This window comes from Streptomyces sp. NPDC045026, assembly GCF_056432625.1.
On record NZ_JBWKIS010000035.1, the window covers coordinates 1 to 23,097 of the forward strand.

23 protein-coding genes are annotated in these 23,097 nt (G+C 68.1%); 9 read left to right on the forward strand and 14 right to left on the reverse strand.

All coding sequences use genetic code 11. The annotated features are described in order from the left end of the window. From AC07EJ_RS40605 to AC07EJ_RS40615, 3 genes are all read left to right on the forward strand, one after another. On the forward strand, positions 1-311 hold a 311-nt coding region (locus AC07EJ_RS40605; RefSeq protein ID WP_478886127.1), incomplete at its 5' end, for a transposase family protein. Positions 312-437: 126 nt separating this feature from the next. After that, positions 438-773 (forward strand): cupin domain-containing protein, encoded by a 336-nt coding sequence (locus AC07EJ_RS40610; RefSeq protein ID WP_389487337.1) that lies wholly within the window; start codon positions 438-440, stop codon positions 771-773. Positions 774-842: 69 nt separating this feature from the next. After that, entirely contained in the window at positions 843-1,109 is a 267-nt protein-coding gene (locus tag AC07EJ_RS40615) for a hypothetical protein (RefSeq protein ID WP_389487339.1), read from the forward strand. 67 nt (positions 1,110-1,176) lie between these two features. Here the strand turns inward: AC07EJ_RS40615 and AC07EJ_RS40620 are convergent, their stop codons facing one another. The 3 genes from AC07EJ_RS40620 to AC07EJ_RS40630 all read right to left on the reverse strand — a co-directional run bounded on the left by AC07EJ_RS40620 (position 1,177) and on the right by AC07EJ_RS40630 (position 3,241). Beyond that, positions 1,177-1,464 (reverse strand): integrase core domain-containing protein, encoded by a 288-nt coding sequence (locus AC07EJ_RS40620; RefSeq protein WP_389487341.1) that lies wholly within the window; start codon positions 1,462-1,464, stop codon positions 1,177-1,179. 216 nt (positions 1,465-1,680) lie between these two features. Next, positions 1,681-2,514: a fumarylacetoacetate hydrolase family protein gene (locus AC07EJ_RS40625; protein ID WP_478886128.1), complete on the reverse strand. Its 834-nt coding sequence runs from the start codon at positions 2,512-2,514 to the stop codon at positions 1,681-1,683. 10 nt (positions 2,515-2,524) lie between these two features. Beyond that, positions 2,525-3,241: a fumarylacetoacetate hydrolase family protein gene (locus AC07EJ_RS40630; protein WP_478886129.1), complete on the reverse strand. Its 717-nt coding sequence runs from the start codon at positions 3,239-3,241 to the stop codon at positions 2,525-2,527. Positions 3,242-3,531: 290 nt separating this feature from the next. Here AC07EJ_RS40630 and AC07EJ_RS40635 point away from each other — a divergent pair, with 290 nt between their 5' ends. Beyond that, positions 3,532-4,467 (forward strand): PaaX family transcriptional regulator, encoded by a 936-nt coding sequence (locus AC07EJ_RS40635; protein WP_389487346.1) that lies wholly within the window; start codon positions 3,532-3,534, stop codon positions 4,465-4,467. Between the two features lie 40 nt (positions 4,468-4,507). On the opposite strand, the gene AC07EJ_RS40640 is transcribed toward AC07EJ_RS40635, so the two are convergent. The 5 genes from AC07EJ_RS40640 to AC07EJ_RS40660 all read right to left on the reverse strand — a co-directional run bounded on the left by AC07EJ_RS40640 (position 4,508) and on the right by AC07EJ_RS40660 (position 10,691). Next, entirely contained in the window at positions 4,508-5,710 is a 1,203-nt protein-coding gene (locus AC07EJ_RS40640; protein WP_389487348.1) for a cytochrome P450, read from the reverse strand. After that, a complete protein-coding gene (locus AC07EJ_RS40645) occupies positions 5,707-6,741 on the reverse strand; it encodes a PaaX family transcriptional regulator (RefSeq protein ID WP_478886130.1) in 1,035 nt (344 codons plus the stop codon). The genes AC07EJ_RS40640 and AC07EJ_RS40645 overlap by 4 nt, the downstream gene beginning before the upstream one ends. Next, complete coding sequence (locus AC07EJ_RS40650; RefSeq protein ID WP_389487352.1) at positions 6,741-7,994, reverse strand: CaiB/BaiF CoA transferase family protein; 1,254 nt, start codon at positions 7,992-7,994, stop codon at positions 6,741-6,743. The genes AC07EJ_RS40645 and AC07EJ_RS40650 overlap by 1 nt, the downstream gene beginning before the upstream one ends. A 250-nt stretch (positions 7,995-8,244) precedes the next feature. Next, positions 8,245-9,546 carry a 2-hydroxyacyl-CoA dehydratase gene (locus tag AC07EJ_RS40655; RefSeq protein WP_478886131.1) on the reverse strand — a complete coding sequence of 434 codons (1,302 nt, stop codon included), beginning with the start codon at positions 9,544-9,546 and terminating at the stop codon, positions 8,245-8,247. After that, positions 9,543-10,691, reverse strand: a complete 1,149-nt coding sequence (locus AC07EJ_RS40660) for a 2-hydroxyacyl-CoA dehydratase (RefSeq protein WP_389487356.1) — start codon at positions 10,689-10,691, stop codon at positions 9,543-9,545. The genes AC07EJ_RS40655 and AC07EJ_RS40660 overlap by 4 nt, the downstream gene beginning before the upstream one ends. A 409-nt stretch (positions 10,692-11,100) precedes the next feature. Here AC07EJ_RS40660 and AC07EJ_RS40665 point away from each other — a divergent pair, with 409 nt between their 5' ends. The 5 genes from AC07EJ_RS40665 (at position 11,101) to AC07EJ_RS40685 (ending at position 17,187) form a co-directional block, all read left to right on the forward strand. Next, entirely contained in the window at positions 11,101-12,288 is a 1,188-nt protein-coding gene (locus tag AC07EJ_RS40665; protein ID WP_389487358.1) for an ABC transporter substrate-binding protein, read from the forward strand. A gap of 34 nt (positions 12,289-12,322) precedes the next feature. Next, positions 12,323-13,162, forward strand: a complete 840-nt coding sequence (locus tag AC07EJ_RS40670; protein WP_389487360.1) for a branched-chain amino acid ABC transporter permease — start codon at positions 12,323-12,325, stop codon at positions 13,160-13,162. Continuing rightward, complete coding sequence (locus AC07EJ_RS40675; protein ID WP_478886132.1) at positions 13,147-14,943, forward strand: branched-chain amino acid ABC transporter ATP-binding protein/permease; 1,797 nt, start codon at positions 13,147-13,149, stop codon at positions 14,941-14,943. Before AC07EJ_RS40670 ends, AC07EJ_RS40675 begins: the two co-directional genes overlap by 16 nt. Further along, positions 14,943-15,635, forward strand: coding sequence for an ABC transporter ATP-binding protein (locus tag AC07EJ_RS40680; RefSeq protein WP_389487364.1), 693 nt, complete (start codon positions 14,943-14,945; stop codon positions 15,633-15,635). The genes AC07EJ_RS40675 and AC07EJ_RS40680 overlap by 1 nt, the downstream gene beginning before the upstream one ends. A gap of 322 nt (positions 15,636-15,957) precedes the next feature. After that, entirely contained in the window at positions 15,958-17,187 is a 1,230-nt protein-coding gene (locus tag AC07EJ_RS40685; protein WP_389487366.1) for a cytochrome P450, read from the forward strand. A gap of 132 nt (positions 17,188-17,319) precedes the next feature. On the opposite strand, the gene AC07EJ_RS40690 is transcribed toward AC07EJ_RS40685, so the two are convergent. The 6 genes from AC07EJ_RS40690 to AC07EJ_RS40715 form a co-directional block, all read right to left on the reverse strand. Next, positions 17,320-17,691 carry a hypothetical protein gene (locus AC07EJ_RS40690; RefSeq protein ID WP_478886133.1) on the reverse strand — a complete coding sequence of 124 codons (372 nt, stop codon included), beginning with the start codon at positions 17,689-17,691 and terminating at the stop codon, positions 17,320-17,322. Positions 17,692-18,017: 326 nt separating this feature from the next. Continuing rightward, on the reverse strand, positions 18,018-18,689 hold the full coding sequence (locus tag AC07EJ_RS40695; RefSeq protein WP_393589587.1) for a hypothetical protein: 672 nt from the start codon (positions 18,687-18,689) through the stop codon (positions 18,018-18,020). Positions 18,690-18,861: 172 nt separating this feature from the next. Next, a complete protein-coding gene (locus AC07EJ_RS40700; protein ID WP_478886134.1) occupies positions 18,862-19,251 on the reverse strand; it encodes a hypothetical protein in 390 nt (129 codons plus the stop codon). Beyond that, a complete protein-coding gene (locus tag AC07EJ_RS40705) occupies positions 19,217-20,257 on the reverse strand; it encodes an MASE1 domain-containing protein (RefSeq protein WP_389487374.1) in 1,041 nt (346 codons plus the stop codon). Before AC07EJ_RS40705 ends, AC07EJ_RS40700 begins: the two co-directional genes overlap by 35 nt. A 102-nt stretch (positions 20,258-20,359) precedes the next feature. After that, positions 20,360-21,694 (reverse strand): PP2C family protein-serine/threonine phosphatase, encoded by a 1,335-nt coding sequence (locus tag AC07EJ_RS40710; protein WP_478886135.1) that lies wholly within the window; start codon positions 21,692-21,694, stop codon positions 20,360-20,362. A gap of 1,085 nt (positions 21,695-22,779) precedes the next feature. Beyond that, on the reverse strand, positions 22,780-23,097 hold a 318-nt coding region (locus AC07EJ_RS40715), incomplete at its 5' end, for a YncE family protein (RefSeq protein ID WP_478886136.1).

Genomic DNA, 23,097 nt, shown 5'->3' on the forward strand with positions numbered 1-23,097 from the left:
ACCGCAATGACTGCAAAGCCTGGGAGGAGTCCGGGACCAAGGCCGCCGTCGGCAACACCATGACGATCGCCGACAGCGGCTACCCGGGCACCGGCCTCGTGATGCCTCACCGCCGCCGCAAGGGCGAGGAACTGCCCGACTCGAAGCAAGCACACAACAAGTCCCGCAAGCAGGTCCGGGCCCGCGTTGAGCACACGTTCGCCCGCATGAAGACCTGGAAGATCCTCCGCGACTGCCGCCTCAAAGGCGACGGAGTCCACCACGCCATGCGCGGCATCGCCCGCCCGCACAACCTCGCTCTCGCCGGATGAACGAGCGGGACACACGGCTGCCAAGCGCGCCCGAGGTGATCCAAAGATCATTTACGGGACAGCCCTTGGAACTCGTAACAGGATCACGGGTGTTGCGCTCCCCGGGCCCGGCGTTAGGGTCCCGTCATGGAGATCATCAAGGGTGCAGGCGTGTGGAGGCACCCCGGCGAAGCGGGCAATGACTGGATCGAGCAGCTACGGACGTCGGATCTGTCGGTGGGAACGTACTGCATCCCGGTCGGCGGGCGTGATGCCCAGAGCCCGCACACCGAGGATGAGATCTATGTCGTCACAGCCGGACGCGCCAAGATCGAAACACCAGGCCGAACGGACGAGGTGAGTCCCGGGACGGTGATCTTCGTGCCGGCCGGTGAAGAACATCGATTCACAGAAGTGGCCGAAGACCTGGTGCTGCTCGTGGTGTTCGGGCCTGCGTACGGCTCGCGCTCGACCAAGTCTTAGCGATCAGAAGGCGGCTCTCCTCAGACGCCGCCAGCAGATCAGACTGCAGGTCAACGACAAGAAGGCATCGTGGAGTTCGACGCGTCGTTCACAACGCACGGCGAGGCGTTTGAACGGGTGGAGCAGGGCGGAGGTCTGCTCGACGGCGTAGCGGAGCTTGCCCAGACCCTTGATGTCCGGAGCCCCCTTGCGGGAGATCACCGGCATGATCCGGCGACGCCGCAGCTCACGCCGCACGGCCTTCGAGTCGTACGCCTTGTCACCCAGGACGGACTCGGGCCTGTGCCGCTCGAAAAGTCATCGCCGCTGGTCAAGCGGCATATCGATACTCGTTGATCAGGCCGCCGAGGGTTCGGCTGCGCAGTATTCTGCGGCTGTCAAGGCCCTGCAGGGCGGCGGGACGTTAACGGGAGCTGGGCGGTAGTTGGTTGCGGGCCTGGTACGGGCGGTGCCTGTTGTAGTGCCGCTGATAGGCGGTCAGGATGCGCCGGGCGTGGGCCTCGTTGAGGATCAGGACGTGGTAGAGCGCTTCGCGCCGGATGGTGCCGATGATTCTCTCGCAGTGGGCGTTCATCCGGGGAGCCCGTGGCGCGCTCTTGACCACGTCGAGTTCCTCGGCTTCGGAGACGGCGTCGAATGCCTCGCCGTACTTACCGTCGCGGTCGCGCAGCAGGAAGCGCAGGGACTCCATGCGTATGCCCAGGTCGGCGATCAGATTTCGCGCTGTTGCACGGCCCGATCTCGGGTGGGGTGGGCGTGACTCCGGTGATGTGCGGCTGCCTCGTGCCGTGCTCGAGGAACGCCAGCGCGTCCGACGCTCCCGGCCGTGCGTGTCGTAGCTGCAGTCCGGGCCATGACGAAGCGGATCCGCGCCGGCCTCCTGGGTGGCGGCCGGCGCAGGCCGCGTTCATCGGAAGGTCTGGCGCATCTCGCCCAGGCCGTCGATCCGGCTGACCAGGACGTCGCCGTGGCTGAGGAACCGCTGCGGAACGCGACGGTTGCCCACCCCGGCAAGGGTCCCAGTGAAGATCAGGTCGCCGGGGTGGAGCGGGCACACCCCACTGATGAACTCCACCAACTCCGGAACGGAGAAGATCATCTCGCTGGTGCGCGCCGCCTGGACGCTCTCGCCGTTCAACAGGCACTCGATCGCGATGTTGTCCCGGTCCGGCAGCTCGTCGAGGGTCACCAGCGCCGGACCGGTCGGGCCGAAGCCCGGATACGACTTGCCCAGCGAGAACTGTGGCGGTTTGCCGGTGAGTTGGAGGACGCGCTCGGAGAGGTCCTGCCCCACGGTGAGCCCGGCCACGGCCGCCCAGCCTTCACTCGCCGACACCCGATGGCAGGGTGCACCGATGACGGCGACCATCTCGAGCTCCCAGTCGACGTTGCCCTCGGGCAGTTCGACCTCCGCGGTCGGGCCGACGATGCAGCTGGGGAACTTGGTGAAGAGCAGAGGGACGTCGGGCGGGACGTGGCCGACTTCGGTGGCGTGCGGACGGTAGTTCAGCGCCACCGCGAAGACCTGGCGTGGTCGCGGGACCGGCGCGTCCAGATCGGCGGTCCGGTACGGGCTCGCCGCAGGCAGCTCGGCGCTCTCGGCCCAAGCCTGGAACTCGGTCCAGTCGGTCAGAACGTCCATGGGGTCCGGGCCGAAGCGTCCCGAAGAGGCGTCGGCGATGTCGACCGCGCCGTCCTCGGTGAGCAGGACGGCGCGGTCGGCCAGCGTGGCCAGTCGCATCTTCTCTGCCTCAGTTCGCCGGGCCGTACAGGTCGATGGAGAACGGCTCGGTGTCGTGCGCGTCCTTCCAGCCGACCACGTGGTTCCGCAGCGTGCCGACGCCCTCGATCTCCGCCTCGACGCGATCACCCGGCTGGAGGTAGAAGTCGAACGGATTCGGCTGCATGGCGGCGACGCCCGAGATGGTGCCGGTGGTGATGATGTCGCCGGCCGTGTAGCCCTGGGCCGAGTGGTAGGCGACCAGGTGCGGGATCGAGATGATCATCTTCTCGGTGTTTCCGGTCTGCCGCCGCTCGCCGTTGACCCGGAGCTCCATCGCGAGCGCGTGCGGGTGGGGAACCTCGTCCTTCGTGACGATCCAGGGGCCGATGGGGCAGAAGATGTCGATCCCCTTCGAGAAGGAGAAGACGCCCGACTGCATCTCGCGGCGCTGGATGTCACGCGCGGTGATGTCGTTGAAGATGGTGTAGTCGGCGATGTAGTCCTCGGCTTCCTCCGGGCCGAAGAACTTCCCGCTCTTGCCGATCACGATGGCCAGCTCAAGTTCGTAGTCGAGCTCCTTGGTGAGCCCCTCGGGGTACACGATCGGCTGGTCGGGACCGATGATCGCGTCGACGTTCTGGAAGAAGACGATCCCCTTGTGTACCGGGTGCGACCAGTCGACGGCGGTCAGCTCATCGTGGTGGTCGGTGAAGTTGCCGGCGGTGTGGAAGAACTTCTTCGGCACGATCGGCGCCTGCAGGGTGACCTCCCCGAGGGGTCATCCTGAAGTTGCAGGTCACGGGGCTCGCGTGAGCTGGTGAGGGTGTGCTCACGCCGGCGGCCGCGGTGATCGTCTCGCGGAGATCATCCGCCACGCCTGGTCAGCGCCGATCTCCGCGTTGGTCAGTACGAGCAGGGCCCGCCGCGGGCGGGACGACGACCGGCCCGGGGCTCCTCCCGCCGGACTGCCGGCCCGCCATCAGCCCTGTCTCCACCGTCGCCAGGCCGCGAGAGGCGGGGTACTAAGCTGGAGCGATGCCGGAGAAGAACCCGTCGATCGAGGCGCTTGTGCTGCGCCGCGCACAGGAGGGGTCCGTCCTCCCACGCCAGCAGACCGGGGCGTCTCCGCAACGGCTGCTGACCACGTTGCTGGGCGAGCACTGGCTGGACGCCCCGGCGGCTCTGTCGATGAGTACGGTCATCACCCTGCTGGCGGAGTTCGGTATCAGCGAGACGAGCGCACGCGCGACCGCGAACCGGCTCGTCAAGCGAGGAGTGCTGGAGACCGAGCGGTCCGGGCGCCAGTCCTACTTGCGGCTGAGCGCGATCGGCTGCGAGGACACCCGGCACAAGACCGCGAGCATCGTGCGTTTCGGCTCGTTGCAGCCGGACTGGGACGGCCTGTGGACGCTGGCTGCCTTCAGCATTCCGGAACAGCAGCGCCACGTCCGCCACCGGGTACGCAGCTATCTGAGGTGGCTCGGGTTCGCGCCGCTGTTCGACGGGCTGTGGGTTTCGGCGCACGCCGATCCGGCGGCTCTCGAGCCGATCTTCCGGGCTGCGGGAGTGGACAACCTGACGATCTTCAGGGCCGAGGAGGCAGGAGAGACCCTGCCGTTGGCGGCGTGGAACCTGAGCGACGTCGCCGCGGCTTACCGGACCTTCGTCGCCGACCACCAGCAACTGGCGGTACGGCTGACGGCGGGAGAAGTGAGCCCCAGTGCCGCCCTGGCCGGCCGGCTCCAGGTCTTGGACGTCTGGCGTACCTTTCCGGGAATCGACCCGGACCTACCGGACGAACTGCTTTCCCCCGACTGGCCCCGGACAACGGCGCGGTCGCTGTTCGTGTCCCTGTACGACGGGCTCGCGCCTCTCGCAGAGCTGCGGTTCCGGCAGCTCGTCGCCGTCCACGACGGTGCGGTGGCCGAACAAGCCGGCCACCGTACTACCGTCGACTGGGCAGCCGGATAAGAACGGAGCGGGTGCGCGGTGAGGCGGTCAGCACCCACTGCTAGGCAGGAGTGAGCTGCAACTCGGCCGAGACAATGCCCAGTTCAGGCATTCTGGCGCCCTCGCGCTCACCGACGGCGGTGAACGACGTTGTACGGGACAGGAGTTCCTCAAGCGCGATCCTCAGCATCGTCCGCGCCATGGGTGCCCCGGGGCAGCGGTGCCGTCCCCGGCCGAAAGCGAGATGCCCGGCGATGTTCGCCCGATCGATCCGGAACGTGTCGGGATCGTCGAAGACCGCGGCGTCCCGGTTCGCTGACGCGTACGCGAGCGTGACGGGCTCCTCCGGGCGGATGGTGCGACCCAGAATCTCCACGGGCGCGGACGGCGTGCGTGCGAACCCCCGATAAGGTGCATAGAGCCGCAGGAACTCCTCCAGGGCGTCCGGAATCAACTCCGGACGTGAACGCAGCCGTTGCTGCAATTCCGGGTCGTCCGCAAGATGGACGGCGATCGACCCGAGGATGATCGGTGGTGCCACCATCCCGACCACGAGCGACTGACGGAGCGCCCCGATCACGTGCTCCGGGTCCAGCGGCACGCCGTCGATGCGTTCCGAGAGAAGAGAACTCGCGGGATCCTCGTCGACAGGACGGGGATTGCACCGCCGATCGGCAACCAGCTCGCGCGCCATGTCGTACAGCTTCTGACTCGTCGAGTTGACGACGTCCTTGTTCTGGCTGCGCCAGGCCTGCACCCACCGGGCCGATGTCTCGGCGAGCAGCGGAGCCACGTCCGGCGTGAGGTTGAGCCACTCGGTCGTGGTCCACGCAGGAAAACGGGTGCCGAACTCCTGCGCAATGTCACCGTGGCCACGGTCGAGCAGCGGCTGGAGTTCCGTGCCGGCGTGCCGGCGCAGCCGCGGCATCAACCGCTGCAGCCGGTCACGCTGCAGAGTCCTCTCCAGCGCCCGGCGGTACGGAGTGTGCGCAGGTGCATCGAAGTTCAGCGGAGGTCTGCGCAGCCCGCGAGGATCACTGGGGACGACGGCTTTGACCGACGAGATGAAGGTACGGTCGTCGAGCGCCGCCGCACGAACCTCCCGGTACCGCGTCAAGGCCCAGAAACCACCGTAGGAACTGCTGTGCGCGACGGGGCATTCGGCCCTCAGCCGGCGGTACATGGCGTGCACGCGGTCCGGTGCGTTGTCGGCCGTCGGGTCGAAGTCGTCCGGCCTGTCGGGGCAGGGGTCCACGGCAGTCATGGGTGGGTCCGATCGCTGGTTGGCCGGCCGGGAAGGAGTCGGGGGGAGCGGCGACGCTGCATCGCCTGGCTGCCCAACCCGAGCAGCTGATCTGTGGAGCGGTACTCGATGTACTCGGCGAGTTCCGGCGTGTACCGGCCCACGATCTGCCGGACCCGGAGCGCAGCCAGGGGGCCGAGGGCGTCGTAGACCTCGACATAGATGGTGCGGGCGTCTTTCCGGGGCCATTCGCGTGGCAGCAGGTTGGCGGGGAGATCCGGGTCGATACCGGGGAACGTGCGCCAGCTGTCCATGATCCTTGTGCGGGCGAGCAGCGCCTGGGCAGCGCTCACTTCTCCCTCACGGACCTGGTCGCGCAGCGGGCCGTAGGCCGTCACGAAACGTGCGTAGGTCGCCTCGACCTCGTCGAGGTCCCAGGCGTCGACCGGTCGACGGTGCGACCCCGGCTGCTCCGCCGCGCGGAAGACGGTGACGTCCCGGATCCCGAGGCGGTCCAGCTCGTGCCGGGCCTGGGCGGCCACCGGGCGGGACGACACCCACGTGCCGTCGTAGAGCGGGGCGAAACCCAGCCAGCGCAGTTTCGAGCGCACCGCGTGGCGCAGATCCCGTTCCCTCTCGTTGAGCGAGAAGAGGGCGAGGGTCCACTGCCCGTCCCACGATCGGTCGCCCTGTCCGAAGGACACGAATTCGTATGCGCCGGTCATGAGTACTTCCGCGGCGCCCGGCGCGAAGCCGTAATAGGTGTGGCGCCCCACTCTGGTCGAGGCGAGCACGCCGCGCCGGGCCAGCCTGTTCAGCGCCGCGCGGGCGGCGGCGGGACCGATGTCGAACTCGCCGAGCAGAGCCACGAGCGCCGCCGACGGCAGGTGCTCGGTGCGCCCCGCCCAGTAGTCGCCCAGCAGGGTCGTCAACAGGTGCTGAGACGACGAGCCCGCCTGGGGACGGGGCAGATGCGGGCCAGGGGCCCCGGCGGTCGGAACCACGTCGCCCGACTGTGCCGAGCCGTTGGGTCCAAGGGCAGCAGACGTCATCAGATGGCTCCATCAGCGACGAGCCCGTCGATCTGCTCCGCGGAGTAGCCCAGCAGCTCGCGGTAGACGAGCCGGCTGTCCTCGCCGAGGTGGGGAACACCGTCGGTGAAATCGGTACGGGAGCGGGACATGTGGACGGGCATGCCGCTGCCGATCAGTCCGTCCGCAGTGCCGTAGGCGGGATGGTGGAGCGCAACGGTGTCGCCGCGGCTGAGCAGCGACGCGTCGCTGACGGCCTCGGCCGGTTCCCTGACCGGGGCGCATGGGACACCGTGGGCCTCCAGAGCGGCGATCACCCGGTCCTGTGGGTGCTTGCGTGACCACTCCTCGATCAGGGCATGGAACTCGTCGGCATGAGCCACCCTCGCGTCACGGGTGGTGAACCGCCCGTCGGCCAGGAGCTCGGGACGCCCCAGCGCCGTCAGCACTCCCCGCGCGAACTTGTCCTCCGGCGCGCAGACGGCCACCCAGCCGTCGGCGGTCTCGAACACCCCGAACGGCGCCAGCCGCGGCATGAACCTGCCGTTGCGGCCGGACAGGCCGAGCCGGGTCAGCAGGTGCGACTGCTCGCCGGCGACCAGCGCGGTGAGCGAGCCGAGCATGGAGACGTCGACATGCTGGCCGATCCCGGTTGCCTCCGCCTGCCGCAGAGCGCCCAGGACGCCGATGACCGCGTACAGCGGTGCGGACAGGTCGCCGATGGGAAACCCCACGCGGACCGGCGGGTCACCCGGGCTGCCCGACGTCATCATCGTTCCGGACAGCGCCTGCACGATCGCGTCCATCGCCTTGCCGGTCCCCGGCTCGCCGGCCTGCCCGAAGCCGCTGATCGAGCAGTACACGATGCGGCGGTTGATCTCGGCGGCGGCCGCGTAGCCGACGCCGAGCCGGTCGGCAGTGCCGCGGCTGTAGTTCTCGACGACGACGTCCGCCTGCCGTACCAGGTCCGCGAAGACCTCGCGGCCGGCCGGGTGCTTCAGATCGAGCGTCACGCTCTCCTTGCCCCGGGTGCGTTCGAGGGTCCCCAGGGAGATGTCGTCGTCGTGGCGGCGCTGCATCGTGAGCCCGTCGCGGCCGAAGTAGGGCGCGTTGTTGCGGACCCGGTCACCGCCTCGCGGGTTCTCGACCTTGATGACCCGTGCCCCGAGCCCGGACAGCAGGAGGGTGGCATAGGGGCCGGCCAGCGCGATGGTCAGGTCGATGACGGTGATGCCTTCGAGCGGTCGGGGAAGTTCGGCGGTCTGTGCGGACATGAGTACCTCGACGGTATGCGGGGACAGCAGATGGTCGGACTGATGGTTCGACTGCGCAATCACGGGCGGGGCCGTGCCAGGGAACACCGGGACCGGCACGCGGCACCGACATCCGGCCGTGGCGATGCGCGTGCTCGCCGCCTTCCGGGCCGAGCCCGCGGCGGCAGTTCGCCCGCAGAGCAGGAGCGTGTCGCTGCAGGGGCGGGAGCACCGTTGGGAGGCCGTTGCGGCGAGGTGCGGTGGGGCACGTTCAGTCGGTGCCCTTCTCCTGGGCGCGACGGCGAGCGGCGACCGGTTCCACCCGGGTCTGGATGAACTCCGAGACCTCTGCCTGCACGGCCTGGGCATCCCAGCCGCGGGAGTCGCCACTGTCGCCGCCGATCTGCAGCACCGGCACGCCGGCCGCCTCCAGGGCGCGGTTGACGAAGTAGGTCCCCCGGCGATCGGTGCCCGCCATGTGGACCGCGCCGTCGATGCGGTTGTGCACCGCCTCCTTGGCGTACCACTCCGCCGCCCACGGAGGTGCGTTGATCATGTCGGGGAACGCTGCGAACCTGCCGGCCAGGGTGCGCAACGGATCGTCGCCGTGGCGGATGTAGCCGTCGGCCGCGATCGCGAGGTACATCGACCACACGAAGACCGCGCCGTACACCTCCTGGAACCAGGTGTAGAAGCCCATGTCGAACCAGAGGCCGGTCCCCACCCACATGAGCCGGATGCGCTCGTCGGGGCAGGGGGCCGCTCCCGTATCCACCCGGTCGCGTACCTCGTGGTAGAAGGTACGGGCCGCGTCACGTGCCCACACCGTCCCGCGGTGCCACTGGGGGATCATGACGCTGGGGATGCTGTCACTGATCGTGATGGGGACCGGGCTGGTGCGGGCGATGAGGTCGCGAGCTGCCCGGTTCCACAGTTGCTGCTCGTTGACCAGGGCCATCACCTCACGGAAGCGCTCCTCGTCGAAGACGCGACCGGTGACCATCTCCAGATGCTTGACCGCACCGGTCAGTTCTGCGGTCATCAGGTCGATGCGCGCAGTGCCGATCAACGCCTCCCAGTCGTCCTCGATCCGCTCCCACCAACGGGGGTCCTGGTGGTTCGCGACGGTGCGCTCGAAGGGCAGGAAGACGGCGCCGTGTTCGCGTTCCCAGATCTCGAAGACCTTGCGCAGGGCGTCACCCGTCGTCTCGGCGAGCACCAGAGAGATGGGGGGTAGACCACCCCACGGGGGGTCCTCGTCGAAGGTGCTCGCCAGCGCCAGGGTGTTGTACGCCTCCTGATCGGCGGGGTATCCGCGGTCCGCAAGCAGACGCAAGTAGCGGCCGGATTTCTGCTTGGCCGCGCAGACCGACGCCCACCACTGGTTGACCACGTACGGAATGTCGAGGGCGCGCAGGATCTCCTGTGGGGCGTCGGCGTTGACGAGTGCGACCGGGTCGCCGTCCGCGGCACGCTGTTTCAGGTCGGCGAACCACTGCCGCTGATAGGCGGTGGCCGCGCTTGCGGAGGGCAGCACCATCCGGTTGCGCCGGCCGGTGGCATCGGCCGTCACCGGGTCACCCCAACGGCGCGGGCCGGTCGGCGCAGCGCCGGTTCCAGCAGTGAACGCACGTTCTCGTTCCTTTCTTCGCCGTACCTCTGAGCAGGGACGGCGAACATCGGGATCCCGACCGCTTGCAGGGCCGCGCGCTGGGCCGGGACGTCCCACGGCGGTGCGTCGTCATGGCAGCGGGCCCAAGCCACCACCAGGTCCGCGCCGCACGCGGCGGCCATGCGCGCCGTCTGCGCAGCGCGTACGGCGGCGCTGTGACCCGCGGCGGCGGGCGCTTGCAGGGCCCCGGCCCGGACGAGAGCACTGCGGATGTCGTACGCGGGTCCGACGCTTGCCTCGCCGGCGAGGGCTCCCCAGCTGTGGTCCTCGCCGACGATCACGCAGCCCAGCGACTCGATGGCCTCGTAGGCATCCGGGTGGTCGTGATCGCAGCCGGTCAGGAATACGCGAGTGCCTCGCAGCGCCGGCAGTCGGTCGGCGTCGTCGAGCAGCCGCTCCACGGCCTCGCACCAGTGCTCGGGCGTCGTGAGGAAAGCCGCTCCGATCACAGCCAGGGCCTGGGCTCCGGTCAGGCGCGGGCCACCGGGGCCGCTGCGCAGCCGGGTGCCGACCGTCCGGATCAGCTCCCGCACCCGGTCGTGGAGTTCGGCGGCGGTCCGCAGCCGGTCGTCGGTGACGGGCCGGCCGGCCCAGCTGCTGATCTCCTCGACCAGCTGGTCGAGGCGCGTCCGGTTGTAGGCGGCCGAGGTTCGCTGCGGGAGGTGGACGAGGTCGAAGAACGTGAACCGGGGCACCGTGGCGCGGGGCTGAAGGCGTTGGATCTCGCGCAGGTACAGAAAGAGCCGCACGGACCCTTCGGTGTCGGCGGACATCACCAGACCGGCGGTCCTTGCGGCGTCGCCCCCGAGGAGACGGGCGAGTTGCGACACCGCAAGCCGGTCGATTCCGGGACCGCAGTACGGCTCGGCTGCCTCGTGCCGATCCGGGCGGCCGGCCAGCCGGAACGGGACGAATCCCGCGGCGGTGAGCACCTCGGCGGGCACGTCCGCACCGACGCAGGCGACCACGGGGCGGCTTTGCACCTCGGCGGGCAACGGGTCGTTCCGGGACTCGTAGACCGTGAGGAGATGCTGCAGTGATCTCAACGTCCGCCACCTCTCATGTACTGCTTCCGGCGAATTTGGCCGATCGCGATAAGCAACATATGCAGCGACGATCCGGAAGGCAAGTATCTTGTGTCGAGGTCAGATCCCGCTCAACGTCCTGTATCTATGGGCGTTTTGAGGTTGGATGCACACTCCTGTGCCGTGTCGGTGACCGAAGGCTTGTGCAGCAATATGAGACACATTCATTGACACAAGGCAACGTGCTTTCTATGTTTCACGCACGTTCCAGCGCTACGACGGAGTGCGCCATGTCCTGTGGTCAGGCCCAGGCCGCCCTACCCGGCCGGGCTCCCGTTTTTGGCGAGGTCGCCTCCCGTGCACACCGCACGACCTGTCCGCCGACGCCGACACGGCAACGGCATCCAGCAATCCCCCGAGGAGACAGCCGATGGCCCGACTCATCCGACACGGACGGCGACCGATCGCCGTGCTTGCCATGTCGAGCGCCATGGCGCTCGTCCTGTCCGCCTGCGGAACGCACCCGTCGGCCGGTTCGCCGAGCGGCTCCGCCGACTCGTACAAGGTCGGCATCATCCTGCAACTGTCCGGAGCGGGTTCCGTCTACGCGGACCACGCCCAAGCCGGCAGCAAGGCCGGCTTCGAAGATGTCAGCAAGCACAACAAGGCCGGCGTCCGCTTCACCTCCATGGTGGCCGACGCAGGTGCGGACGCACGCAGCGCCAACACCGCCTGCAGCCGGCTCATCCAGCAGCAGAAGGCACAGGCGATCGTCGCCTTCATACCGGGACCGCAACTGCTGGCCTGCAACGCCCTCGCGAAGCGGCTCGACATCCCGCTGGTGAGTCTGTCGTCCGGTGCAGGCAACATCTGCGCCTGGAACCTCACGAGCCTCGGGCTGGTGCCCAACCAGCAGACGCTGCCCGCCATCGACGAACTCGTCGCCGAGGGCAAGAAGAGGTGGTACTTCCTCGGCGCCAACTACTCCACGCCGAAGGCCTCCATCGGGACGGCCAAGGAGCATCTGACCAAGCTGGGCGGCACCGTCGTCGGTACCGCTTACGAGCCCAGCGGCACCGCCGACTTCTCCCAGGACATCGCCAACATCGTCAAGGCCCGCCCCGACGTCGCCTTCCTCAACGTGATCGGTGACGACGACGTCGCCCTTCAGAAGCAGTGGGCGGCAGACCCTCGTACCAAGGGCATCACGCGGGTGGACGTGCTGCTCGGCGAGGGCACGGCCAAGGCGTTGGGCGCCGCTGCGGAGGGAATCTGGTCGTCCAGCATCTACTTCGCCGCCATCAAGGGAAACGGCAACGACGCCTTCAAGGATCTGGCCGGGCGAAGCGGTCTCAAGGGCGCGCCGGACGTCAACGCATATGTGTCCTACATGCAGGTGCAGGCACTCGCCGCGGCGGTCAAGCAGTCCGGGGCCGATGGGCGGGACGTCATCAAGGCGCTCCGGCACACAGACGTTGACGGCCCGGTCGGCGCCCTCAAGTCCATGAACTCCTTCAGCTACCAGCCGGTGTACCTGGCGCAGGCGCGGTCCGACGGCACCTTCACCATCCGCAAGAAGTCCGACCCGATCCCCCCGAAGCTTGCCTGCCAGGGCTGACGGACGACTCGGCAACGACCTCAAGGAGAGTCAAGTGACGCTCTTGCTCGACGTCCTGACAGCAGTCGGGATCCTCACCATCGTCGTCCTGGGCCTGGCCATCGTGCTGGGCGTACTGGATGTCATCAACCTCGCGCACACCGGCTTCATGGCGGTCGGCGTCTATGCCTCAGTGATCACGCACCGGGCGGGCTGGCCGTTCTGGACGGGCATCCTGACCGGTGCCGCCGCCGCGGCGGTCACCGGGCTCGTCGTTGAGGGCCTGGTCATCCGACGCCTCTATGACCGTCCCCTGGAGACGATTCTCGCCACCTGGGGCATCTCTCTGATCGTCATTCAGGCCCTGACGCTGGGATTCGGACATGACAACCAGGCGGTCGGCCAGCCAATGGCCACGGCGACGTCCGTCGCCGGAACGCCGTACCCGACCTACCGGCTCCTGTTGATCCTGCTGGCAGCCGCGCTGGTCGTGGCGCTGGCACTGCTGATGCGTTTCACCAGGGTCGGCCTGACCATTCGCATGGTGCAGTCCAACCAGCACCTCGCCCGTGCGCTCGGCATCCGGGTCGCGCTCATCCGAGCCGTTACGTTCGTCGTCGGCTGCGCGCTCTCCGGCTTCGCCGGCGCCGCCCTGGGCCCCACCCAGGCAGTCACCCCCAACTACGCGCTCTCCCTGGTGGCCACCGGGTTCCTTGCGGTGCTGCTTGCCGGCGGAAGGCTGTCCGGGGTCGTGACCAGCTGCCTCGTCCTCGGGGTGGTGCAGATTCTCTTTGCGCACTGGGCCAGCCCCATCTACAGCTCCACGGCGGTCATCGCGGTCGCCGTCGTTCTCCTGCGTATCCGACCCGAGGGGTTGACATGGCGTCACGCCTGACCTTCAACGGCCGACTCTCGGCCGCCGGCGCACTTGTCGCCGTGCTCGTGTTCGTGGTGCTCGGCCAGGTCGTCGGTGAATACGACGTCAGCCTGCTCACCGTCGCCTTCATCTACGGCATATCCGCCGTCAGCCTCGACCTCGTCTGGGGCCACGTCGGCGCGCCCGACCTGGGACACGGCCTGTGGTTCGGCATCGGCGCCCTCACGGTGGGTGCCATGACCACGACGACCGACAGCACCGGTCTGGTCATCTCGGTACAGGACGAGCCCTGGCGCTACGCCGTTTCCCTGCTCCTCGGCGTCGCCATCGCCGCCGCGGTCGCCGGCGTGGTGGGGCGCTTCGCCTTCTCGGCCAAGGGATCCCCGTTCTACATCGCGGTCGTCACCCTGGCCCTGACCACTGCTGCCACCACGCTCTACTCACAATTTCCCACCGTCACCGGTGGCGAGAACGGACTGTTCGGCTTCAATCCCCTCACGATCACCACCCGCGCCTGGTACTACCTCACCCTGGCTGCGCTCGTGCTGGTCACCGCGGGTGCGCTCATCCTGGTCCGCAGCGATGTCGGCCTGCTGTTGCGGGCAGTCAGGGACAACGAGGTTCGCACCCGCTACCTCGGCTACAGCGTGGAGAACGTCAAGACCGTGACGTTCATGGGCGGCGCGGGCCTGGCCGCCTTCGCGGGTGGGCTGATGGCGCTCGCCACCGGACTGGTGGCCGCCGACCTGTTCACCTTCCTGTTCGCCACGCAGATGATGGTGTGGGTGGCGGTCGGCGGACGCGCCACCATCATCGGCCCGGTGATCGGTGCCATCGGCCTGCAACTGCTCGGGGCGCGCCTGTCGGGGAGCTTCCCCACGCAGTGGTCGCTGATCCAGGGCCTGCTGTTCGTGCTGGTCGTGGTGTTCACGCCCAGCGGCATCCTGCCGCCGCTCACCCGCGCGTTCGGCCGGCTGCTGAGACGAGATGCCCGGGGCGACGAGCGCGAGATCGTCCCCGAGACCACCGTGCCCGCACCGCTCCCGGACAAGTCTCCCGTCATATCGGTTTCCGGCCTCGAGTTCGGATACGGGAGCCTTCAGGTACTGCGTGGTGTGGACCTGAAAGTGCAGCGGGGCGAACTGCTCTGTGTCGTCGGCCCGAACGGAGCTGGCAAGTCGACGCTGGTGTCCGTGCTCGCCGATGGCAACCTGTCTGCCCGCGGCACCGTGCACTACGAACTCGGCGCACACACCGTGGACCGCCGTCCCCCGGCGCACCGCCTCGCGCGCCGGGGAGTGAGCCGCAAGTTCCAGTCGCCGCAGCTGTTCGAAAGCCTTTCGGCGGCCGAGACGGTCCTGCTCGCCCGCAAGGCAGGCAGACTGCCTTCCTTCTGGCGACGGAGTCGGCGCATCCCCACCTCTCCAGCGGTGCTCGACGTTCTTGAGGCCATGGGCCTGCAGGGGCGGGACCACGAGAAGAGCACGTCGCTGGCACACGGGCTCAAACAGGGACTGGAGATCGCCGCCTCAGTTGCCTCCCGCCCCCAGGTGCTGCTGCTCGACGAACCCACTGCCGGGCTCACCCACAACGAACGGGCGGTCGTGGGAACGGTGTTGCAACGCCTTGCAAGGGGAGGCATGACGATCATCCTCATCGAGCACGACCTGGACTTCGTCAACCGGATCGCTGACCGTGTTGTCGTCCTGCACGAGGGCCGGATCATCGAGGACGGCACTCCCGCCGAGGTCAGCAACTCCGATGTGGTCCGTGAGGCCTACCTCGGGACGGTGGCGTGATGAAGCTGACGGCACAGGGCATCGAATCCGGTTACGGAACCGCCACCGTCTTGAGGGGGGTGGATCTGACCGTGGGCGACGGCGAGGCCGTCGGAGTCGTCGGCCGCAACGGCATGGGCAAGACAACGCTCCTCGAGACGCTCCTCGGCTTCATCCGGCCGACCGCGGGCACCGTGCATCTCGGCGGGGAGGACATCACCGGCCGGCTGCCGGAACGGACCGTGGGCCGAGGCGTGGCCTATGGCCCGCAGGACGAGCCGGTGTTCGCGGCGCTGAGCGTCGAGGAGAACATCGTCGCCGCCAAGGCCGGGCACATCGACCCCAAGCGGCGATCGACCGTCCTCGAACTCTTCCCTGTCCTGGGCACCCGTCTCCGTCAGCGCGCCGGCACCCTGTCCGGCGGCGAGCAGAAGATGCTCGTTCTTGCCCGCGCCCTGCTTGCCGACCCCACGCTCATCGTCCTGGACGAGATCACCGCGGGCCTGCAGCCGTCGATGGTGGACACCGTGGTCAGCGCCCTGCGCTGGGAACGCCAGGAACGCGGCACCGGCATCCTGCTCGTCGAGCAGAACATCGACGCGACCTTGGGAGTGTGCGACCGGGTCGCGGTCATGAAGCTCGGCCGCCTGGTGGCCGAGGAACCCGCCGCAGAGGAGGCTCGGGAGCACCTGCTTCGCCTGCTGGCACCGTGACGTGCAGGTATGGCACGGCTGTCCGCCGCCGGCGAGGTGCCGGCACTGCTTCGTCGTCGCGCGGCGTCCGAATGACCCGCCCCGTCCCCCTTCCCGTGCCACCGGCGACCTGAGCCGCTGCCGGCCCGCGAGTCCCCGAACCGGCTCCACGGATGACGTTCGATGGAGCACGGCCTGATCCACCGCCGTGCGTCCGACATCGCCGCGCACTCCGGGACACCCGACGGCTCGGCCCCTCAGCCGGGACTGCCGTGCGGCGTGTCGGGTCGGAGCCCTGCCCCGACCCGTCTGATTCCGCACCAATCTGTCCTCAAGGAGGACCGTGAACCACAGCCCCCGCAACAACCATTCAAGCGCCGACGAGAGCCGCCGCGACGCCCACGACTTCGATCCCGTGCGGCCAGGGGAGACCTTCACCAGCGCCCACGAGGAGTTCGCCGGGCTGCGGGCCCGCTGCCCGATCGCCCGCAGCCAGGAGTACGGCGGGTTCTGGGCGCTGCTGGGTTACGACGACGTGCTCTCGGTGATCACGGACATCGAGCACTTCACGACGTCACAACAGAACGCAATACCGAAGTTCGCGTTCACAGGGGTGCGGCCACCGCTGCATCTTGACCCGCCGGACCACATGGCGTATCGGCGCGTCATCAACAAGTTCTTCACCCCGCCGAAGATGCGTGACCTTGCCCCCAAGGTCCGCTCTGCAGCGGTCGAACTCCTCGCCCCGCTCATCGACCGGGGCTGGACGGACGTGTGCAAGGACTACGCGCACCAGTTCCCCGCCCACGTCTTCGCCCACTTCTTCAACCTGTCCGTCGAGACCTCGACCCTGATCAAGCAAGTCAGCGGCACCTACGTCGACGCCATCCAGGTCCTCGACCACGAGACGGTGAAGAAGCTCAGCCGGCGGCTCTACGAGATCGCCCAGTCGGTCATCGACGAGCGACGGGCCCATCCGCACGATCCCGAGGAGGATCTCACCGCCGCGCTCCTCGACGCCGAATACCAGGGCGCACCACTGCCCGCCGAGATGGTGCTCGGTTGCGTCCGACAGCTCATCGTCACCGGGATGGTGGCGCCCAGTGTCTTCATCGGCAACATGTTCGTGCACCTGAGCAAAGACCAGGAACTGCAGGATCACCTGCGCGACCGGCCGGAGGACATTCCCGCCGCGGTGGAGGAGTTCCTCCGGCTCTACTCGCCCTACCGGGGGATGGCGCGCACTGCGCGTGAGGACGTGAGGCTGGGCGGGCAGCTCATTCGCAAGGACGACCCCGTGGCCCTCGTCTACACCTCGGCGAACCGGGACCACCGGGTGTTCCCCGACGGAGACGCCTTCGTCCTGCACCGGCCCAACATCGCCAGGCACATCTCCTTCGGCCGAGGCACGCACAGCTGCCCCGGAGCGCCCCTCGCCCGGATGATGATGATCACGACACTGGAAGAGGCCCTCACCCGCAGCGCCGGCTTCCAACTCACCGGATCTCCCGAAATGGCCATATGGGCCGAGTGGGGTACCCGTTCCGTGCCGCTCGATTTCGTCCGCGCCTGAGCCCGGATCCACCGGCTGATCTCGGGGTGGGCGTTTCGGGGATGTGCGGGCCGTGTCGGCGCTCAACCTGTCGGGCGGCGTCGTTACTGCAGTGCCGAAGTCGGGGTGGTCGGCGCGGAGTTCCGATCCCAACTAGCTGGTCGTGAAGTCGCTCGCCAGGTCGCGCCAGAAGGGCAGCACGACGATGAGCGTGACGGCCTCGACGAGGTCGGCGCCGATCAGAGTGGCCCGGCTCTCGGAGTCGGCGTACAGGACGGGCCGCTCCTCGGTCCCGGCTTCCCCGCACGGGTAGTACGTGCCGCCGGCTATCGGGTGCAGCGCTGCTCCGGTGGGAAGGACCAGGTCGTCCATGAGGTCCCGGCGGTCGATGTCGAAATCGCCGGGACGGACGAGCGAAGCGGACAGGGCAGGGTCCTTCTCGATCCGGCGGAGGGTGGGAGGTGTGGGAGGCAGTCGGTGCTCCCTGGGCGGGGCTGACGTCCAGCCAACTTGGGCAGCACTCAAGGACCTGGCGTGGGCTGCTCGTTGGACTCTCGGCATGACTGGGCGCCTGCCGAAATCTCTATCCGCGTTGTTCAGGCGGCATGTTGGTATTCGTGGAGGACTCCGCCGAGGCGGTCTTTTCGGCGTATGTCGAGGTGGGTGGTCTGTGCAGGGGTGAGCGGTTCGGCGCCCGTGGGATCGCCCTGCTCATCCAGAGCAGGGCGTGACTTCCATTCGGCTTAGGTGTGCCCTCTCACGAGGTTGGTGTCAGGGCCGTGCAGCAGGCCCTCTCATATGGGAAGAAGCTCAGTGGGGGAGCTGGCGTGGGCGCGGAGCTGCGGGCATCGTCATACCCGGGCTCGGGGGCCGTCTGTGGTGCTGTACACGTTCTGGGTGATCCACATGTCCCGGCCGTCAGTGCTCGCTTTGGCGGCGAAGTACGTGCACTGAAACCCGGACTTCCCACCTAGCGGGACCTTCTTGACCCTGGGCATCGTGTCGCAGCGCAGGTCCGTTCCTGCATCGTGGTTATTGCCCCAGAAGTACTTGATGACGCCCTCTCGGGTGAGGATGCCGGTGCTGGGCTCTGCTTCGTATCCGTCGCCCATGCCGCCGAATCCTGGCTTGCCCGTGAACTTCACCGGCCAGGTCACATCGATGCCCTCATACGTGACGGTGCAGGTGACGCCGGCGCCTTTGTCCGGCTTCACGGAGTCCTTGTCGCATCTGGCGCTGGTCTTGCCCTGGGCGCCGGCCATGTCCACCGTGCGCGTGCGCAGCTCGTACTTGACGTGTTCGATGAACGGAGCATCCGGCTCTGGCTCCGGTACGCCTTCACCTTCTCTGGGCGGAGTCACCGTCGGCGACGAAATCGGCTTGCCCACCGGCGAGCCGATGACCGAAGGCTCAGCCGCATCGCCGTTCTTCTCGTCCGTGGCGCTGCTGCAACTCGTGAGCAGTAGGCAGGAAACGGCGGCGACAGTTATCAATGATCCCCGTGTGCGGTGCATGACGAGCACAGTAGCTTCTGGTAGCGGCACGCCTACGGTGGGGCCACGGTCCCTGGAGGCATCGCCCCCCCGCTACGAGAAGACCGCAACCGTCCACCTCGCCGGACTTCACGTCGCGGGAATCTTCCTCTGTCCGGCCCGATGATCCAAACGAAAGCCCCTAGGTGACTCGCGCGCGCTGCTACTGCACGGTGCGCAGCAGGTTCTGCCGCCTGAGGACGAGGTCCCGCCACCGGGAGCGCGTGGCCTGCTCGGTGTCGAGCCAGCGGGGCGGGGTGTGGTCGGCGGGCAGGGGGAGGGCGGCCATGAAGTGCGCGATGCCGAGGGTGGGCGTGGTGGACGTGAGGGAGGCGATGGCTGCGTTGATCGTGGTGGCGCGCAGGTCGAGGCCGACCAGGAGTTGCTCGGCCCAGGCGGCGGTGCCGGGCCAGGATCGTGCCGGGGGTGACCAGTTGATGGCGGCGGAGCAGGGCGGGCAGGCTTCGGGCCAGGGCGGACAGGATCGCGCGCCAGGCCGATCACACCGTTCTGCCGGTTCAGCCGCCGCGCTCTTCGTTCTTGTCCTCTTCACCGACTCCGTTCCTTTCGCCGCCGTCCTTTTCGCCGACGCCGACGGGGGGCGTCGGCGAATAGCCGCCCGCGGAGATCTTGGCCACCATCTCGGCGAGATACCCGCAGGCTCTCGAGATCTCCTTCTGGGCCTCGTTGCGCTCGCTGACAGCCGCCGCAACGAGCAGGGCGGTCAGCGCGGAGGAACCGTTGAAAGCCTGGAGGGTGATCATGTTGGTGAGCAGGTCGTGACCGGCGAACGGGCCGGACCCCCGGGCCGCGGCGACGATCGTGAAGGTGCACACGGCCAGCGCGCAGGGTGTCGCCCCAGCCAGCTGGAAGCGGAAGGCTGCCCAGATCAGTAGCGGGAAGCTCAGGAACATGAGGGGCGCGCTACTGGTCCCGAGGAGTCCGACGCAGGCGGTGGCCGCCAGGAGCAGGAAACCCTCCGCCCAACGGGACGGCGGAGCCTCCTTGAGCCAGCGTGCCGAGCGCAGAACGAGCAGGACCGGCGTCACCACCAGGACGCCCATCGCGTCGCCGGTCCACCAGACCGACCACGTCGGCCAGAAGCCGCCCGCGCTCACCACTCCGGCCAGGGCCAGGGTCCCGCTGCCGATCGTCGCGCTGACCAGCATCCCCGTGAACGCTCCGAGAAAGATCAGTGCGAGCACATCCCGCAGGCGGGACAGTTCGATGCGGAACCCCGCATGACGGAGCAGTGCGTACGAGCAGACGGGTGCGAGGGTGTTTCCCGCCATGATGGCGAGCACGGCGGGAAGTGACGGGCCGAGGGAGGCGTTGACCAGCAGTGCACCGAGCGCGATCCCGGGCCAGACCCGTGGGCCGCGCAGGAGCAGGCTCGCCACCGCGATACCGGTCGGCGGCCACAGCGGGGTCACCTGGCCGCGCACCAGCTGCTGGAGCAGTCCCAGCCTGGCCGAGCCGTAGTAGACCGCGGCCACGACACAGATCTCCAGGCCGACCGCAATGCCGCGCCGGATCCGTTCTCGCCGGGCGACAGTCATGGGACGGCCTCCGCTTCGACATCGCTCCGTGATCCATCATCCGCCGCTTGCCTCGGATTCTCCACGGCACCGTTGAGCCGAGCGTTCGGCGCAGATTCGCGATCAGGCGGGCGGGGTGCGCACGGCGAGGACGGCCATGTCGTCGTGACCGTCGCTGGGGTGGTGATCGGCCAGCGCCTGGACGAATTCGGCCAGGGGCAGGGCGGCGTACTCGGTGGCGAGATCGGTGAGCTCGTCGAGGCTCTCGTCGATGGACCGGGCAGGATCTTCGATCAGCCCGTCCGTGAAGAAGACGACGGTGGAGCCTGGGGGCACATATCGGGAGTGATCGGGGCGGGGTTGTTCAGTGTCGACCCCGAGCGGCAGCCCCGGCTCGGCGAACAGGGATTCCGCACGGCACCCAGGGACGATCAGCAGGGGCGGGACGTGGCCCGCGGTACTCCAGTGAAGGCGCCAGCCCGATCCGGCCGGTTCGATACGCGCCAGCGTCGTGGTGGTGACGGGATTGTTCGTGATGGCTTGCAGTGTGCGGTCGAGCTGGGTGAGGACGGCACCTGGCGCGTTGCCCCGTTCGAACAACAGAGCGCGCAGCATGTTGCGGGTGGAGGCCATGGAGGCCGCGGCCCGCAGATCGTGACCGCCCACGTCACCGATGACGATCGCCACGACGTTGCCGGGTAGCGGAATGGCGTCGTACCAGTCTCCGCCGAGCTGACTGGGCTCGGCAGCGGGCCGGTAGATGGCGGCCGCAGTGAAAGGTCGCAGGTCGGGAAGTGTCGGCAACAGAAGCCGCTGGAACTGCTCGGCTCCGACACGTACCCGCTCGAACAGGCGCACGTTCTCGATTGCGATCCCGGCCGCGCCGGCCAGGGCGACGACGACGCTCTCGTCGTGAGCGTCGAAAGGCTGTCCGTCAAGCCGCTCGGAGAGGTAGAGGTCCCCGTAGATCTCGCCGCGGACGCTGATCGCGACGCCGAGCAGGGTACGCATACGAGGGTGACCGGGCGGGAACCCGGCGGACGACGGATGAGAGAGGATGCTCTCCTCGCGCAGGGGCTCCGGGTGGCGAATCAGGTGCCCGAGGACCCCCAGACCGCGGGGGTAACCGGCCGGGGCCAGATCAGCGCGTTCCTGATCGGACAGGCCGGCGGCGACGAACCGCTGCAAGTGGTTGCCGGACTCGTCGAGTACGCCCAGTGCCCCGTAGCGGGCACCCACCAGGTCCATGGCGGTGGTCACGATACGGTGCAGCACCGCGGGCAGCTCCACCTCCCGGCTGATGGACACCACCGCGTCCAGCAGGCCCTGGACTCGGTCCATGGCGTCCAGCAGGGACCGCAACTGCTCGTCGATGCGGCCCAACTCGGCACGCAGACGTTCGTGCAGGTCGGGAATGCGCGGCTGCCTCGGGTGGGTGCCTTCCTCGATTCCCGCCATCACAAGCACCCGGAGAGCGGATAGCCGAGCGAGGTCGCCTTCGGTCTGCGGAAATCGCTCCGCACTGTTGTCGGGTCCGCCCACACGATTGAGGAGTGCATTTCGGCCTCCTGGCAGGACCCTCAGTGATCGAGGTCGTAGAGTCGTACGGCAGAAAGGGCAATGAGGTAATTATTTCAAACATATGAGTACGGCGTCGCCGTGCCCGCCGAGGGGCTCGCCCGCGAGAAGGTCTACACCCGTGTCAACGGTCCGCCGGAAGGGTGACCACAGCGGTTCCGTAAGACATGTGCAGGCGATTGGCGGCCAGGGCGAGGGCGGTGCGCCCACCGGGGAAGTCCACTGGTGCCCTTCCGCCGTTCGGGATGCCGCGGACGGCCAGTGGGGCCAGTCCTTGGTCATGATGTGCAGGGGATACGACCACAGCAGGTGTCCGTCGGAGGCCCGCAGCCCCGAACAGAGCGAGTCAGCAGCTCAGGTACTTCCTCAGGAGCGGTGTGGGAATGGCCTCGGCCACCCTGGCTTCGGGCCCTGTGCTTGCGACCGCGTTCCGTTCTCGTTCGCTGAGGTTCGAGGCCGCCTCGACGGCCGTTTGACAGCTCATGGCCGAGATCCCACGGTGGTGGTAGGTGGCATAAATTCACGCCAAGGAAGATCAATATGGCCATAAGAACCCAGAGGCCTATTCGACACCTCGTCGGCGCGTCTTGCGCCGTTGCGCTGCTCGCCGGAACGGTCGGCGTGGCGAGCGCCGAGGCGGCGCCTCAGACAACGAAGGCCACGGCGGAATCGTCGAGCGCGGCACCACACAAGCCTTGTACGGGTTACCACTACGACGAGAACCACATGCACGTCTGGGACCCGGCGGGCTGCACCCCGCCATGAAGTGAGGCAATCACCACCGGCCTCACGTTTCCACCAGAGCTGTTGTTGTCAGCGACCATGCCCATGCTCTGTTGAAGGGTGCTGCTCAAAGCTTGATTACAAGCCCAGTCGCGCTACCGGGGAGACGTTTCCTTCCCGGGCGGATGGCGATGGTACTGGTCCGCCGAATCAGCAGGCGCAATCCTGCATTGAGACGTCTTTCAGAATGTGATCACCGACACCGAATTCGAGCTCCCGTTGGCGACGTAGACCTGGCGCCCGTCCGGCGACACCGTCACCCCCGCAGGGAAGCGGCCGACGTGGATGGGTCTGCCCACCGTGCGGTCCGTGGTGGCGTCGATCACCGACACCGAGGCCGAGATCGCGTTGGCCACGTAGACCCAGCGTCCATCCGGCGACACCGCTACCCCCTTCGGGAAACTGCCGACGTGGATGGGGCTGCCCACCGTGCGGTTCTTCGCGGTGTCGATCACCGACACCGAATTCGCCGGCCCGTTGGTCACGTAGACGCGGCGCCC